The 14,919-nt window shown below is 66.8% G+C and carries 17 protein-coding genes; 5 read left to right on the forward strand and 12 right to left on the reverse strand.

The window, feature by feature from the left end; genetic code table 11:
* The 8 genes from RCJ92_RS11355 to RCJ92_RS11390 form a co-directional block, all read right to left on the reverse strand.
* Positions 1-296, reverse strand: a 296-nt coding sequence (locus RCJ92_RS11355; RefSeq protein WP_446754617.1) for a hypothetical protein, incomplete at its 3' end; no start/stop codon positions are given.
* 109 nt (positions 297-405) lie between these two features.
* Complete coding sequence (locus tag RCJ92_RS11360) at positions 406-735, reverse strand: hypothetical protein (RefSeq protein WP_396278519.1); 330 nt, start codon at positions 733-735, stop codon at positions 406-408.
* Positions 732-1,052: a hypothetical protein gene (locus tag RCJ92_RS11365; protein WP_446754618.1), complete on the reverse strand. Its 321-nt coding sequence runs from the start codon at positions 1,050-1,052 to the stop codon at positions 732-734. Before RCJ92_RS11365 ends, RCJ92_RS11360 begins: the two co-directional genes overlap by 4 nt.
* Positions 1,052-2,161, reverse strand: a complete 1,110-nt coding sequence (locus tag RCJ92_RS11370) for a lipoyl protein ligase domain-containing protein (protein ID WP_446754619.1) — start codon at positions 2,159-2,161, stop codon at positions 1,052-1,054. Before RCJ92_RS11370 ends, RCJ92_RS11365 begins: the two co-directional genes overlap by 1 nt.
* Before the next feature lie 168 nt (positions 2,162-2,329).
* Positions 2,330-2,587, reverse strand: a complete 258-nt coding sequence (locus RCJ92_RS11375; RefSeq protein WP_138173919.1) for a type B 50S ribosomal protein L31 — start codon at positions 2,585-2,587, stop codon at positions 2,330-2,332.
* A gap of 131 nt (positions 2,588-2,718) precedes the next feature.
* The gene (locus RCJ92_RS11380) at positions 2,719-3,555 is read right to left on the reverse strand and encodes a TrmH family RNA methyltransferase (RefSeq protein ID WP_446754620.1); all 837 of its coding nucleotides are present in this window, start codon (positions 3,553-3,555) and stop codon (positions 2,719-2,721) included.
* Positions 3,548-4,357, reverse strand: a complete 810-nt coding sequence (locus RCJ92_RS11385; protein ID WP_171021110.1) for a sulfite exporter TauE/SafE family protein — start codon at positions 4,355-4,357, stop codon at positions 3,548-3,550. Before RCJ92_RS11385 ends, RCJ92_RS11380 begins: the two co-directional genes overlap by 8 nt.
* Positions 4,358-4,374: 17 nt before the next feature.
* Complete coding sequence (locus tag RCJ92_RS11390) at positions 4,375-5,160, reverse strand: ABC transporter ATP-binding protein (RefSeq protein WP_446754621.1); 786 nt, start codon at positions 5,158-5,160, stop codon at positions 4,375-4,377.
* 111 nt (positions 5,161-5,271) lie between these two features.
* Here RCJ92_RS11390 and serB point away from each other — a divergent pair, with 111 nt between their 5' ends.
* Complete coding sequence (serB, locus tag RCJ92_RS11395; protein ID WP_446754622.1) at positions 5,272-6,246, forward strand: phosphoserine phosphatase SerB; 975 nt, start codon at positions 5,272-5,274, stop codon at positions 6,244-6,246.
* Positions 6,247-6,460: 214 nt separating this feature from the next.
* Entirely contained in the window at positions 6,461-8,176 is a 1,716-nt protein-coding gene (locus RCJ92_RS11400; protein WP_446754623.1) for a VanW family protein, read from the forward strand.
* A gap of 156 nt (positions 8,177-8,332) precedes the next feature.
* Here the strand turns inward: RCJ92_RS11400 and RCJ92_RS11405 are convergent, their stop codons facing one another.
* Both RCJ92_RS11405 and fabG read right to left on the reverse strand, forming a co-directional pair.
* Positions 8,333-9,082: an SDR family oxidoreductase gene (locus RCJ92_RS11405; protein ID WP_138173911.1), complete on the reverse strand. Its 750-nt coding sequence runs from the start codon at positions 9,080-9,082 to the stop codon at positions 8,333-8,335.
* An 83-nt stretch (positions 9,083-9,165) separates the two neighbouring features.
* Entirely contained in the window at positions 9,166-9,888 is a 723-nt protein-coding gene (gene fabG, locus RCJ92_RS11410; RefSeq protein ID WP_446754624.1) for a 3-oxoacyl-ACP reductase FabG, read from the reverse strand.
* Positions 9,889-10,107: 219 nt separating this feature from the next.
* Between fabG and RCJ92_RS11415 the strand changes: the two genes are divergently transcribed.
* The 3 genes from RCJ92_RS11415 to RCJ92_RS11425 are packed head-to-tail and all read left to right on the forward strand — an operon-like array spanning position 10,108 to position 11,752.
* On the forward strand, positions 10,108-10,581 hold the full coding sequence (locus tag RCJ92_RS11415) for a DUF3099 domain-containing protein (protein WP_446754625.1): 474 nt from the start codon (positions 10,108-10,110) through the stop codon (positions 10,579-10,581).
* Positions 10,582-10,821: an acetone carboxylase gene (locus RCJ92_RS11420; RefSeq protein ID WP_138926191.1), complete on the forward strand. Its 240-nt coding sequence runs from the start codon at positions 10,582-10,584 to the stop codon at positions 10,819-10,821.
* A gap of 10 nt (positions 10,822-10,831) precedes the next feature.
* On the forward strand, positions 10,832-11,752 hold the full coding sequence (locus RCJ92_RS11425; protein ID WP_446754626.1) for an SURF1 family cytochrome oxidase biogenesis protein: 921 nt from the start codon (positions 10,832-10,834) through the stop codon (positions 11,750-11,752).
* Positions 11,753-12,142: 390 nt separating this feature from the next.
* Here RCJ92_RS11425 and RCJ92_RS11430 read toward each other — a convergent pair whose 3' ends face one another.
* Together RCJ92_RS11430 and RCJ92_RS11435 are read right to left on the reverse strand one after the other, a co-directional pair.
* Positions 12,143-13,744 carry an ABC-F family ATP-binding cassette domain-containing protein gene (locus tag RCJ92_RS11430; RefSeq protein ID WP_138173902.1) on the reverse strand — a complete coding sequence of 534 codons (1,602 nt, stop codon included), beginning with the start codon at positions 13,742-13,744 and terminating at the stop codon, positions 12,143-12,145.
* A 166-nt stretch (positions 13,745-13,910) separates the two neighbouring features.
* The coding region (locus RCJ92_RS11435; RefSeq protein WP_446754627.1) for a GTP pyrophosphokinase at positions 13,911-14,919 on the reverse strand (1,009 nt) is incomplete at its 5' end.

Genomic DNA, 14,919 nt, shown 5'->3' on the forward strand with positions numbered 1-14,919 from the left:
CGGTCCTGCAAATACGACAACTCCAGCCCCTCGGCCAGCAACACCGCCTCAACGGCATCGAGCATCGAACGCAGCCGCCCCACCGTTCCCAACCGCTCCAACACCTCACCCGGGGACCCCGGCGCGGCCGCCAGCAACTCATCGGTCACGGCCGAAGACAGGGGCTGGCACGCAATCTTGTAATCGATCCCGGGATGCAGCACCCCGTCGATGCCCCAGTGGTCCCGAAAACCGCTGGGCAGGATCGGTAACCGGTGGACGTCATCCCCGGAATCGAAGATCTCTTTTCTGCCCATACCCCATCATCCCAACCCCCACCGACACTATGGCCCCGACCACAACCAGATGGGGAAAGCTCGAAAAGATTTTCGAGTCGGTTCGACGCTCAGGTCGGGCTCGTGGCCCTTATTGCCCGCTCCTGGCGGCAGCTTGGTGGAATGTGAGCAGGCTGGCCGGGGTCAGGCCCCAGTCCAGGACCGCTACTTCAACAACGGTCCCGGCCTGAGGTACGTGGACGAACGAGGCGTGGCCGTGGAAGTAGACATCCAGGCCCCGCAGCTGGTCGAACAGCTCCACCAGCTCATCGGGCTGATCGGTGAAGAACTGCAGCGCGTAGTGCCGGACCGCGTCAAGATGGACATCTGGTTCGGGCACCGGCGCCTGCAGCAGCAGTTCGGTGATGTTGTTGTGCCCTTGCACCCGGCAGCCGGTCACCCGGCCCACGTCACTGATCATGGCTTCTCCGGTGCGGGATCATTGTCGGTGGGTATTTGCGGCGTGATTCCCAGCTGCAGGGCCGTGACCTGTGGCGGCGTCGAATCCTGGCGCAGGTAGCCGCCGAAGGCCAGACGGCGGCCAACCAGGGCGCTGGCCGGCAGCTGGCGCAACGCCTCAAAGAGCTCCTGGGTACCCGGAACCACCCGGTAGCCCGATGCGCCGGCATCCACCTCAAGGTAGGGTGGCCGCTCCCCCAGCCCGAGACGGCGGACCACCCCGCTGCCGTGCAGCAGCAGGTTGGTTTCGTCCGGACCGGTGGGCTGGGTCGTGGGCATTAGGGCACCCGGGCGGTCCAGGCGTCGGTGGCGAACTTCGCGGCGGCCAGCTCGCGTGCGGCCTGGCGGCTGTCCTCATCCAAGGCGGCCTCGGTGGCCTGGTAGTGGCCGGTGAAGGTCTCCATCATGGTGCGGATGACCTCATCGCGGGCCAGCTGGGTTTGACTCTTGAGCGGGTCCACGCGCTTGACGGCGCTGGTGATGCCCTTGTCGGAGATCTTCTCCCGGCCGATGCGCAGCACCTCGACCATCTTCTGCGCGTCGATGTCGTAGCTCATGGTCACGTGGTGCAGCATGCCGCCGCGGGCCAGGCGCTTCTGCGCGGCGCCGCCGATCTTGCCCTGGTCGGTGGCGATGTCATTTAGCGGCTTGTAGTAGGCCTGCACGCCCAGCTTCTGCAGCGCGTCCATGACCCACTGGTCCAGGTACGGGTAGGAATCGGCGAAGCTCATCCCGTCGACCAGGGATTCGGGGGCGTAGAGCGAGTAGGTGATGCAGTTGCCAGCCTCCATGAACATCGCCCCGCCGCCGGAGATGCGGCGCACCACCTTCACCCCGTGGTGGGCGGCGGCCTGCGCGTCGACCTCGTTGGACAGGGACTGGAAGGAGCCGAGGACCACCGCGGCCTCGTTCCAGTCCCAGAAGCGCAGGGTCGGCGGGCGGGTGCCGGCGGCGACCTGGCGGGCGAGCACCTCATCCAGGGCGACCTGCTCGGTGATCGGGATGGTGGTGGGGGCGATGACCTGCCAGTCGTGGTCCGCCCAGGTGGTGGCGTGGCCCAGGGCGCGGCGCACCACGCGGGCCACGGCCTCGGCGTCGAAGCCGATCATTTCGGCGCCCTCGCGCAGGCCGCTGACCACGGCCTCGCGGATGGTGGAGTGCGTGGCGTCGGTGGGCAGCCCGATCAGCGCCCGGTTCAGGTCCTCCAGCGCCTCGTCGGGCTCCAGGAAGAAGTCCCCGTTGATGTTGGAGGCGGTGATGACCCCGTCGGCGCTGTCCAGGTCGGCGATGACCAGCTTGCCGCCCACGACCTTGTACTCGCCGTGATGCTGGTACTGGAGCGCTTCGGTGGAATCTGCGTGCTGCGTTTCGTGCCCTTGTTGCGTCATGACTTCATCCTATCCGCTGCGCCGGGCCCTCTTCCGTGGCCGTCGGCGACTGGTTCGGCACACCGGGCCGGATGCGGGAAGCCCGGGGGGCGTTAAATGCCGCGGCGGGCAGTCCCGGTAATAAACCGGGGCTGCCCGCCGTGGTTGAAGCGGTGTGGGCGTTGCAGCCTACTTCTTGCCGCCGAAGCCCTTGAAGCGGGCGTTGAAGCGCTCGACGCGGCCAGCGGTGTCCATGATGCGCTGCTTGCCGGTGTAGAACGGGTGCGAAGCGGCCGAGATTTCGACGTCGATGACCGGGTACTCGTTGCCGTCCTCCCAGGTGATGGTCTTGGAGCTGCCAACGGTCGAACGGGTCAGGAACTTCTCGCCCGATGCGAGGTCGTTGAACACAACGTAGTTGTACTTCGGATGGATGTCAGCCTTCATGCTTTTATACCCTTTGGTTATCTGCCCCTGGATTTTGCCAGCGGCAACGTACTCGGAAAAATGGTGTCCACGCACGCGTGCGCACACAGACAGTCCATCCTATCGCACCGGGAGCGTGTTCGGCGAACCACCTAGCGTGGTCCGCGGCACAATTGCCAGAACGCGACGGCGCTGGCGGCGGCCACATTCAGGGAGGCGACCTGCCGGGCCATCGGGATGATCACGCTCTGGTCCACCGCCTGCAGGGTTTCGGGACGCACCCCGCGGCCCTCGTTGCCCAGGATCATCGCGATCTTCTCCCCCGGCTGCGGCACCAGCTCATCCAGCGGGGTCGCGTCCTCGGTCAACTCCATCGCCAGGATCCGGTAGCCGTGCTCACGCACCCGCTCCAGGTCGGCCGGCCAGGTGCCCAGGCGCACCCAGTCGATGGTCAGCGCCGTGCCCATGGACACGCGCACGCTGCGCCGGTAGAGCGGGTCCACGCAGTTTGGGGTCAGCAGCACCGCATCCACGCCGAGCCCGGCCGCCGAACGCAGCATGGCGCCGAGGTTGGAGTGATCGGCGATGTCCTCCAGGATCGCGATCCGCGAGGACTTTTCCAGCACCGCATCCAGCTCCAGCGGGGCCGGGCGCTGCATGGCGGCCAGGGCGCCGCGGTGCAGGTGGAAGCCGGTCAGCGCCTCCAGTTCGGCGTCCTCGCCCACAAAGATCGGGGCGTCGGGGTAGCGGGCGAACTCGGCCTCCAGCTGGGGCAGGTATTTGCGGGCCAGCAGGAAGCTGCGCGGCACATGCCCCACCGAGATCGCGCGCTGGACCACCATGGTGCTTTCAGCGATGTAGATCCCGTTGGCGATGTCGCTGCGCATCCGCAGGTTCGCCTCGCTCAGCTTCAGGTAGTCATCCAGGCGCCGGTCCCCGTGCAGGTCGCGGATCTCGATCACCCGGTGGGCGTAGTGCGGCTCAGCCACCGTTGACCAGCTTGAGCAGCATGTTGGCCAGGGCGATGAGCCCCAGCACCACGATCACCGCGCGCAGCCACAGCGGGGAGAGCTTGCGTCCGATCTTCGCGCCGATGAACCCGCCGATCAGCGAGCCGACGGCGATCAGCAGCACCACGATCCACTGGATGCGTTCGGGGGCGATGATCAGGTACATGCAGGCGGCGATGATGTTCACCAGCAGGGAGAGGATCACCTTGATGGCGTTGGACTGCTGCAGCGAGGCCTGCAGGAACACGCCGAACACGGCCATCAGCAGTACCCCCTGCGCGGCGGTAAAGTACCCGCCGTACACGCCGATCAGGAACACCAGCACGTAAAGGATCGCCGGGATGCGCGCCTGGTCGGCGGCGTCCGGGTCGGTGCCGCCGCGGGCGGCCTGGCGGGTCTTGGCCCAGGCGGCCAGCTTCGGCTGGAAGATCACCAGCACCAGGGCCGCGGCCAGCAGCACCGGGGCGACGACCCCGAACACCGATTCGGGCAGGTTCAGCAGCAGCAGGGAGCCGATCAGCCCGCCGATGATGGACAGCGGCACCAGCTTCAGCAGCGTGCGCTTGACGGTGGCCGCCTCCCGGCGGTACCCCCAGGCCCCGGAGAACCCGCCGGCGACCAGGCCCATCGCGTTGGAGACCACCGCGTTGACGGGGGCGACGCCCAGGGCGACCAGGATCGGGAAGGTCACCAGGGTGCCGGAGCCGACCACCGTGTTGATGGTCCCGGCCCACAGCCCGCCCAAAAAGACAAGGATCTCCTGCCAGAAATCGAGCAACATCAGCCCCCGCGCGGATCCTAGCGGCGGGCGAACGCGCTGTAGCGTCCGCCCTCCACCCGTACGGCCAGCTCCATCCCGTAGGCGGCCGAGAGCTTTTCCTCGGTCATCGTCTCGGCCATGGTGCCGGCGGCGACGATCTTGCCCGAGTTCATCAGCAGCGCATGGGTGAAGCCCGGCGGGATTTCCTCCAGGTGGTGGGTGACCAGCACCAGGGTGGGGGCCTCCTCGTCGGCGGCCAGCTGGCTCATCCGATACACCAGGTCCTCGCGCCCGGCCACGTCCAGCCCGGCCGAGGGTTCATCCAGGATCAGCAGCTCCGGGTCGGTCATCAGCGCCCGGGCGATCAGCACCCGCTTGCGCTCCCCCTCGGAGAGCTTGCCGAAGGGCTGGTTCATGAACGTGCTCATCCCCCACTCGTGCAGCAGGGCGAAGGCGCGGCGCTCATCCATCTTCTCGTACCGCTCCCGCCAGCGCCCGGTGTAGCCGTAGGCGGCGGTGAGCACGACGTTCAACGCGGTCTCGTGGGCCGGGATCTGGTTGGCGATCAGGGTGGAGCTTAGCCCGATGCGCGGGCGCAGCTCGAACACGTCCACCCGCCCCAGGGTTTCATCCAGGATCCCCACGCTGCCGCGGGTGGGGTGCATGCGCGCCGCGGCGAGGTTCATCAGCGTGGACTTGCCTGCGCCGTTGGGTCCCAATACGACCCAGCGCTGGCTTTCGGAAACTTTCCAGTTGATGCCCGACAGCAGTTCCTTGCGTCCGCGCACCACGCTGACATCGTTGAAAGATAGGACTTGGCTCATGGATAAAACCCTAAACTTTTCCGTGCGTTTTGCCTAAATCATGGGCCTGGTGCCGCGCAATACGTCCCGTCATTTTTGGCACCGGGGCGTTGCGGGGCCGAAAATGGTGCCATGCCTGCAACCTTTGCCCTGATTTCCCGTCCCGCCCTGCCCCGCCAGCGTTTTGAGGCGCTGCTTGCCGCCGCCGGCGCCGCCGGGCTGCTCAGCGCCCCGCCGGAAGAGCTGCCGGTGTTCTCCAACAACCAGCGTTTGATCGTGCGCACCCACGTGGAGCAGGATGCGGCCGGCTTCCGGCAGAAGGTGGAGCGGTTCTTCGCCGGATACCTGGCCACCGGCGCCCTGCAAGCGCAGGACGCGTGCCTGGCCGTCGCGCCGGATCAGCTGGTCCAGGCCGAACGCCTGCTGCTGGTGATGGACGTGGATTCCACCCTGATCCGCCAGGAGGTCATCGAGCTGCTGGCCGCCCACGCCGGACGGGAGGCGGAGGTGGCCGCCGTCACCGAGGCGGCGATGCGCGGCGAACTGGATTTCTCCGCCTCCCTCATCCAGCGCGTGGCGACCCTGAAGGGCCTGCCCGAAAGCGTGCTGGAGGAGGTCGGGGCGCGCATCGAGTACTCGCGCGGGGCGCGGCACCTGATCGAGCGCTTCCACGCGGCCGGGCACCTGGTCGGGGTGGTCTCGGGAGGGTTCCAGCAGATCCTGGATCCACTGGCCAAGGACTTGAACCTGGACTACGCGCTGGCCAACACGCTGGGCATCGTCGACGGGGTGCTGGATGGCACGGTGCACGGGCAGATCGTGGACCGCTCCACCAAGGAGGCGATGCTGCGCGAATGGGCCGAACGCAACCAGATCCCGCTCACGGCCACCATCGCCGCCGGGGATGGGGCCAACGACCTGGACCTGCTGGGCGCGGCCGGGCTCGGGGTGGCGTTCAACGCCAAGCCGGCGCTGCGCGAGCACGCGGCGGTGAAGCTGGACTTCCCGGACCTGGAGGTCATCGCGGACCTGGTGCTGGGCAGTGCGGTGGAAGAGGGCTCGGTGTTCGACCACCCGGCCCTGGATAACCCGGCCGCCGCCGAGTAGCTCAAGGCCAACCGGGGGAATGTTAAGCGCATCTTCACCCAAATCCAACAACTAGATAACGATTCGCTGGCAAGCGGGCCTTAGCGCGTCTTCGTGTTGGTCTAACCGATAGGATTTCTGGTGGCGCGCACCGGCACCCTCCCCGACGGCGGGAGGCCGCCCGGGCGGCGGCGCCTGACCCAATGTCGTGCGAAAGAGTCTAAGACCAGTGCAGATGAGCGAACCGGATTCCGGCGATTCAGCCGAGCAGCGCAAATCCAGCGCCAAGCCATGGATCATCAGCGGGTGCGCGGTGTTGGCCGTGGCCGGAGCCTACTTCGGCGGGGCCGCGTGGATCAGCTCGCAGATCCCGGCCAACACCACGGTCTCCGGGATCGCGATCGGCTCCCTGAGCCAGGACGAAGCCCGGGCCACCCTGCAGGAGCAGCTGGCCCCGCGGGCCGAGGAGCCCATCGACGTCACCGTGAACGCCAAGGACTACCAGCTGGACCCGGCCGCGGCCGGGCTCGGGCTGGACGTGGACGACACCGTGAAGCAGCTGACCGGATACGAGCTGAACCCGGGCAAGCTCTGGCAGCGGCTGACCGGCTCCTACCAGGCCGAACCGGTGACCACCGTCGATGAGGCGAAGCTGACCGGTGAGCTGGAGCAGCTGGCCAAGAAGGCGAATGCCGAGGTTGCCGAGGGCACCATCGAGTTCGAGGGCGCCAAGGCGAAGGTCGTCTCCCCGGTCAGCGGCGTGCAGCTGGACGTGGAGGATTCGGCGCACACCGTGCAGGATGAGTGGAAGCTGGACGGGGAAAAGATCCCGCTTTCGGCCGAGGTCACCGAACCGGCCGTCTCGGGTGAGCAGCTGCAGGCCTTCCACGATGAGACCGTGGCCAAGCTGCTCTCCGCCCCGGTGACGCTGAGCAACGGGGAGAAGCAGGTCGAGCTCTCCCCCGCCTCGATCGCCTCCGCCGCGAAGTACTCGGTCAACGACGAGCAGCAGCCGCAGCTGGTGCTTGATGACCAGGCGCTGTACAAGGCCGCGACGAAGAACTCGGAGCTGAGCAGCACCGCGAAGGACGCGAAGGTTGTCTTCTCCGGCGGCAAGCCGAAGATCATCGAATCCACGCCGGGCATGGCCCTGGAAACCAAGGACCTGGGCGCCAAGGTGCTCGCCGCCGGGACCGGGGATTCGCGCACCGCCGAGGTGCGGATGGAAACCAAGGAGGCGGACTTCACCACGGAGGATGCCAAGAAGCTGGGCATCAAGGAGGAGATCGTTGAATTCTCCACCCCGTACCCGGCCAGCGACACGGTGCGCACCAAGAACCTGAAGGCCGGCGCGAAGCGGCTGACCGGCGTGGTAGTCAAGCCCGGTGAGACCTTCTCGCTGCTGGAGGCGCTGGGCCCGATCACCGTGGCCAACGGCTACTACAGCTCCGGCGTGGTGGAAAACGGCTTCTCCACCGAGGCGGTGGGCGGCGGGCTGTCGCAGATCTCCACCCAGATGTACAACGTCGGCTTCCTGGCCGGCTACGACGACATCACCCACAAGCCGCACTCGCGCTGGTTTGAACGCTACCCGGCCGGCCGCGAGGCCACCCTGTGGGAGGGCCAGGTGGACATGAAGTGGAAGAACAACACCCCCTACGGCGTGATGATCGAGGCCTGGGTCTCCCCCGACGCGGTGCACACCCGGCTGTGGAGCACCAAATACTGGAAGGTGAGCGAGTCCAGCTCGGGCAAGCACAGCTTCACCAACCCGGAGACCAAGTACAACGATGCGGAAAAGTGCGTCTCCGAAAGCGGGGGCAAGAAGGGCTTCAGCATCTCGATCACCCGCAACCGCACCAGCATTGACGGCTCGAAGACCCTGCCGCCGGATGTGACCAGCTGGACCTACGCGCCCTGGCACAAGGTGGTGTGCGGCAAGAAGCCGTAACCACCTGCCGGCGCACCGCGGGCCCGGAAGGAAGCCTTCACGCTTCCTTCCGGGCCCGCGGCCGTTAATCTCCGGACCGGGATTGGACCTGCCGGTTAAAGTGTTCACCCCGGCCCCGCCAGCTGGCGGGACCGGGGTGAACGCGTTGGACGGCGCCTACTGGCCCGAGGCCTTCAAGAAGTCCCCGGCGCCGCCGACCAGTTCGGTGTGCCCGGTTTCCACGTCGGCGAAGACCATCTTGGCCACCTCCGCGCCGAACTCCTCCACGGAGTACAGCTTGCCGGCCGCCTCGCGGCGCGCGTCGATGGCGCCGGGCTCCATGCGGTTGAGCAGGGTGGCGGTGATGGTGCCCTCGATCATGTCCCCGGAAACCACCACCAGGCTGATGCCCTTCTCGCTCAGCTGCGGGATCATCTCGCGCAGCGCATCCTCACCGGCGCGCTTGGACTTGGCCACCGCGTCGTAGGCGTCCATGGTGGAGACCTCGTGGATAAAGTGCGCCTGGTGGCTGGTGACGAACACGACGCGGGCGCCGGCGGACATCTTGGGCAGGGCGGCGGTGAGCATGGCCACCTGCGCGTCGCGGTTCAGGCGCAGCGCGTAGTTCTCCCCCATGTTTGTTTCCATGCCGCCCGAGGCGTTGAGCACCAGCACGTCCAGCGAGCCGAAGTTCTCCACCGCGGCGTCCACCAGCGCGGCCGGACCCTCCACGGTGGTCAGGTCCGCGCCGACGGCGACCGCGCGGCCGCCCTTTTCCTGGATGCCGGCCACGATCTTGTTCGCCCGCGGGGCCTTGGAACGGTAGTTGACCACCACGCCGATCCCCTTCTCGGCCAGGATCTGTGCGGTGACCGATCCGATGCCGCGCGAGGAACCGGTGACGATTGCGCCCTTGTAGTCGCTCAAAGTCTTTACTCCTTGATGTTGCTGAATCTGTGGGTGGCGGCCGCCGGCAGGGCGCCGGCCGCCAAGTTCTTCTGGGGTGGTGGCTAGTGGCCCATGCCCAGACCGCCGTCGACCGGGATGACTGCCCCGGAAATGTAGGACGCCTCATCGCTGGCGACCCAGCGCACCACCTTGGCCACTTCCTCGGCCTCGGCGAAGCGTCCGGCCGGGATGGAGGAGAGGTAGTCCTTCTGGGTGGCCTCGGGCAGCGCGGCGGTCATGTCGGTGTTGATGAACCCGGGGGCGACCACGTTCGCGGTGATGTTGCGCGATCCCAGTTCGCGGGTCAGCGAGCGGGCGACACCCACCAGCCCGGCCTTGGAGGCGGCGTAGTTGATCTGGCCCGGGGAGCCGTAGAGGCCCACCACGGAGGAGATCAGCACGATGCGGCCGTACTTCTTGCGCAGCATGCCCTTGGAGGCGCGCTTGATGACCCGGAAGGCACCGGTGAGGTTGGTGTCGATGACCGAGGTGAATTCCTCCTCGCCCATGCGCAGCAGCAGGGTGTCCTTGGTGACCCCGGCGTTGGCGATCAGCACCTGAACCGGGCCGTGGGCGGCCTCCACCTCGGTGAACGCGGCGTCGATGGACGCGGCGTCGGTCACGTCGGCCTTCACGCCCAGCAGGCCCTCGGGCACCTGGCCGCTGCGGTAGGTGATGGCCACCTTGTCGCCGTTGGCCTCAAAGGCGCGGGCGATCTGCAGGCCGATGCCACGGTTTCCACCGGTGACCAGGACGCTGCGCCCGGTCGGGGTCTCAGTGCTCAATCTTCTCTCCAATTCCTTGGCTCGACGGCGCACGGCACTCCACCGGGCTGCGGTGGGGGGGTTGGCGGCGCGCACGTGGCGACGAAAATTCTCTCACCTGTCATCCTATTGCCTACCAGTGGGTATTCTTAGTTCGACGCAGGGTAGAAATTACGCTTAAGCCCCGTTTCGGTGAGACAATGGCTACGGAATATTCTGCAGGAAGCTAAACCTGAGGTCATGACGCACACCCACCCGCATCGCCCCAACAATGCGGTGCCTGTTCACCGGATTACCGAGGCCCACGAGTCGCACACCGTGGACCATAATTCGCGCGTGCGCAAGTACACGATCTCCATGACCATCCGCGTGCTGTGCTTTATTGCCGCGTTCTTCACCCACGGTCCGCTGCAGTGGATCCTGCTGGTGGGGGCGGTGGTGCTTCCCTATATTGCGGTGGTGATCGCCAACCGGGGCGCGGACGTGACCAAGCGCGAACCGCCGGCCGAGTTCTTCACCGCCCGGGACCCCAGCCAGCTTCCCGCCGGGGTTTGGCAGCAGCCGGATGAGGAACAGGCACAGCCCGAACCGCCGGAGCCCAGCGCCGCGGGGGAAACCATCGAGGGCACCTGGGCGGACGCGGCCGATGACTCAGAGGAGCCAGATGAGGGCGTCGCGGGAAAACCAGAAAACGAGCAACGGGAAGGGAACTAGATGGATCTGCTGTCCTCGCTTGGCGGTGGACCTGAAGGACCACGGGAACTGATCTGCAGCCGCAAGGGCTGCCGGCAGCCGGCCGAATTCAAGATCCTGTGGAACAACCCCAAGATCCATACCCCCGAACGCCGCAAGGTCTGGCTGGCCTGCCTTCAGCACCGCGACTGGCTGGAGGACTACCTGCGCCAGCGGCTCTTGTACAAGGAAACCCAGCCGGTGGATCCGGCGAAGGAGTAGATCGCACCCCATGTATCGTTTTTTGGCCAGTACCCGCTGGATCGGCTGGTTGCTGCTGGTGTGCGTGTTCGCGACCGCCTGCGTGTTCCTGGGGCGCTGGCAGATGGACCGCCGCGCCGAGGTGCTCACCGAGATCTCCCACGTGAACGAGAACTACTTCGCCCCGGCAAGCGGCTCCAAGAAGGCCATGGCGCTGTTCGATCAGCTGCCCGAGGACAAGAAGTGGACCACCGTGGCCCTGCAGGGCCGGTACCTGAGCGATGACACCCGGATTGTGCGCAATCGCATCAAGTCCGGACGCCCGGGCTACGAGGTGCTGGTCCCCTTCCGTACCACGCAGGGCAAGACCGTGATCGTGGACCGCGGGTTCCTGCCCATTGGCGATGAGCGCGGCGGGTGGCCCGATGAAGTGCCCGCTCCCCCAACCGGCACCGTCTCGGTCCAAGTGCGCCTGAAGCCCGGCGAGCCGACCCTGGACCGCACGGCCCCCGAGGGCCAGCTGGCCACCGTGAACCTGCCGAACTACGCCCAGCAGCTGGGCTACCCGATCGCCGAGGGCGCCTACGGGATCATGTACACCGAGGACCCAGCCCCGGCCACCGCTCCCATGCAGCTGGATCCGCCGGACACCGATGAGGGCCCGCACCTGTCCTACTCCTACCAGTGGTTCGCCTTCGGCGTGCTGGCGTTCGTCGGCTTCTGGTACGCCGCCCGCCAGCAGAAGAAGCTGAACCGGGAGGACGCCGAGGAACTGGCCGAGGCCCGCGCCGCTGGCTTTGATGAGCCGATCCACAAGGTGCGCAAGATCCGCGCCAAGCAGACCAAGAAGTACCGCCGTGACGGTTCGCTGACCGATGAGGCGGTGGAGGACGCGATGCTGGACCAGGGCCAGGACCCGGCCCACAACCAGGACGCGGGGCAGCGCGGCTAGATCCGCCCCTGCCGACCAAACGCCGCCGGTCCGTTCGTGGATATCACGAACGGACCGGCGGCGTTCGTAGGGGTTCGCCCAACCCTAGGGGCAATGCAAGATCCCGGTTGCTATGGACTTTTCCCGGATCTCTCGTATGCTGAAGGTGTCGGGATCGTCCAGATCTCACAGGTGGCTCTCAAGGCCTACGGCGCTCCGTTTATCTGATGTGAGGAGCCCCGGATATCTGCGGCCGGTAACCCACGATAAACTGAGCAGCGCCGGTCCCGACACCAAACTTTCCCCCGCCGCCGACCCGGCGGGCAGGCAGAAAACCGCCCGACCCACACCGGTGGATCGGGCGGTTTTCGCATACCCGGATGGCCGGGAACAACCTGACTGTGCTGGCGCCTAGGTCAGCGAGACCAGTTCCAGGTAGTCCTCGCTGTACAGGTCCTCATCCCCATCGGGCAGGATGACCACGCGCTCGGGGTTCAGGGCCGCCACCGCCCCCTCGTCGTGGGAGACCATGACCACCGCGCCGGAGAAGTTCGACAGCGCGCCGAGCACCTCGGCGCGCGAGGCCGGGTCCAGGTTGTTCGTTGGCTCATCGAGCAGCAGCACGTTCGCGCTGGAGGCCACGATGGTGGCCAGGGCCAGGCGGGTCTTCTCACCACCGGAGAGCACCCCGGCCGGCTTGTGCACGTCATCGCCGACGAACAGGAAGGAACCGAGGATTGAACGCACGTCCGCGTCCCCCAGTTCGCTCGGCGCGGTGCGGCGCATGTTCTCCAGCACCGTCTTCTCCGGATCCAGGGTGTCGTGTTCCTGCGCGAAGTAGCCGATCTTCAGGCCGTGGCCGGGCTGGATTTCGCCGGTGTCCGGTTCGGAGACCCCGGCAAGCATGCGCAGCAGGGTGGTCTTGCCGGCACCGTTCAGCCCCAGGATCACGACCTTGGAGCCGCGGTCGATGGCCAGGGACACGTCGGTGAAGATTTCCAGGGAGCCGTAGGACTTGGACAGGCCCTCGGCCATCAGCGGGGTCTTGCCGCACGGGGCCGGGTCCGGGAAGCGCAGGGCGGCGACCTTGTCGGCGGCGCGCTCCTCCTCCAGCCCCGAAAGCATGCGGTCCACGCGCTTGAGCATGGACTGGGCGGCGGAGGCGCCCGAGGCGCGGGCCTTCATCTTGTTGGCCTGGGCCAGCAGCGCGCTGGCCTTCTTTTCCACGTTGGCCCGTTCCCGGCGGCGGGTGTGCTCATCGGTTTCGCGCTGCACCAGGTAGCGCTTCCAGCCCATGTTGTACACGTCTACGGTGCCGCGGTTCGCGTCCAGGTAGAGCACCTTGTTCACGGTGGCTTCCAGCAGCCCGGTGTCGTGGGAGATCATCAGCACGCCGCCGGAGTAGTTCTTCAAAAAGTCGCGCAGCCAGCTGATCGAGTCGGCGTCCAGGTGGTTGGTCGGCTCGTCCAGCAGCAGGGTTTCGGCATCCGAGTACAGGATGCGGGCCAGCTCGACACGGCGGCGCTGGCCGCCGGAGAGGGTGCGCAGCGGCTGGTCCAGGATGCGGTCGGGCAAATCCAGGTTCGAACAGATCGCCGCGGCCTCGGATTCGGCCGCGTACCCGCCCCCGGCAATGAACTCGGCGTCCAGCCGGTCGTAGCGGCGCATCGCCTTCGCGGCGATGTTCGGATCCTCGCTGGCCATTTCGGCGCGGGTGCGGGCCAGCTTGTTGATGATCTTGTCCAGGCCGCGGGCCGAGAGGATGCGGTCGCGGGCCAGCTGCTCCATGTCCGGGGTGCGCGGGTCCTGGGGCAGGTAGCCGATGGAGCCGCGGGAGCTCACTTCCCCGGCGGTGGGCTGGGATTCACCGGCCAGCACCTTGGTCATGGTGGTCTTCCCGGCGCCGTTGCGGCCTACCAGACCGATCTTGTCGCCCTTGTCGATGCGGAAGTTCACCTCGTCCATCAGCAGCCTGGCGCCGACGCGCAGCTCAAGGTTGGCCACGGAAATCATCTGGTGAACCCCTTTCGAAGGTTGTCTGGTTCTGTTGCCCGGCGAGCAGATTTCGGGCAACTTATCCAGTCTACCGGGGTTCGGGCCCGCCGGTGGTGCCAAAGTGCATAAGCTAACACCCGCCCCGAAGGTTTGAGGGCGGGTGCTTCCAGGGTGGGTGTTGGGCCTAGCTGCGCTGGTTGCGGTAGTCGTTCATCTGCACCAGGCGCCGGCGCAGCGAGGATTCGCGGCGTTCGTCGTTGCCGCTGGTCTTGTCGATGTGCGCCGCACCGAAGCGCCACAGCAGCATGTCATCCAGCAACCGGTCCGGGCCCGGCGAGTAGCGGTGGTCCAGGGCCGAACGCACCTCGGTGACCACGTTCGGGTCCAGCAGCTCGGCCAGCTGCCAGGTCTGGGTGATGCCGTGCGCCCCGAGCAGCTCGGCCGCCCAGGACCAGTCGTCATCTCGCTTGCGGTCCACGTGCGGCAGCAGGGTCTGCCAGATCTGCCCGATCCGGTCGCTGTTCAGCTCCTGGCCGCCCAGCCCGTCCCGGTCCTGGTAGGCGTTGAGCGTGTTGTACAGCTCGTCGATGTCGGTGAAGTAGTTCTCCACGGTTTCCAGCATGGCGGCGGTGGCGGTGAACTGGCGGTCCAGCTGCGGGCTCCACACCCCCTGGCCGGAGTTCTTGAAGCGGATGTCGTGTTCCACCTCGCTCCAGGCGTGCTGCAGGATGGTGCGGATCTGCACCTCAAAAGTGAAGTTGCCGCTGGGGACCACCGGCTTGCCCAGCTGCTCCTGGAAGCGGCGGACGCTGGGTTCGTTGCGGGTCTTGAGCAGCAGGTGGCGGGAGGAGTATCCGTAGGTGCCGGACTCCACCGAGCCGATGTCCTTCTCCCGGTCGCTGCGGCAGTCAAAGGCGGCGCGCTGGGCCTTGATCATGTTCGCGACCTGCTGGATTTCGTGGGGCAGTTTCACGATGATGCGGATTCCGACCATGTCGTGGATTTCGCGCAGCGGGTTGGGGAACTCCAGCACCGGGTCGCTCTCGGCGTCCTCCTGCAGCTGGCGGGAGGCCTTGGCGCGGAAGGAGGGCACCGATTTCACCCGCCCGGTGATGAACAGGGGCTGGGCCTCCTCGGAGGCCTCGAACAGGTTGCGGATGCGTCCGAGCATGGTGTCCAGCACCTGCTGCAGT

It is taken from the genome of Glutamicibacter sp. BSL13 (genome assembly GCF_052928425.1).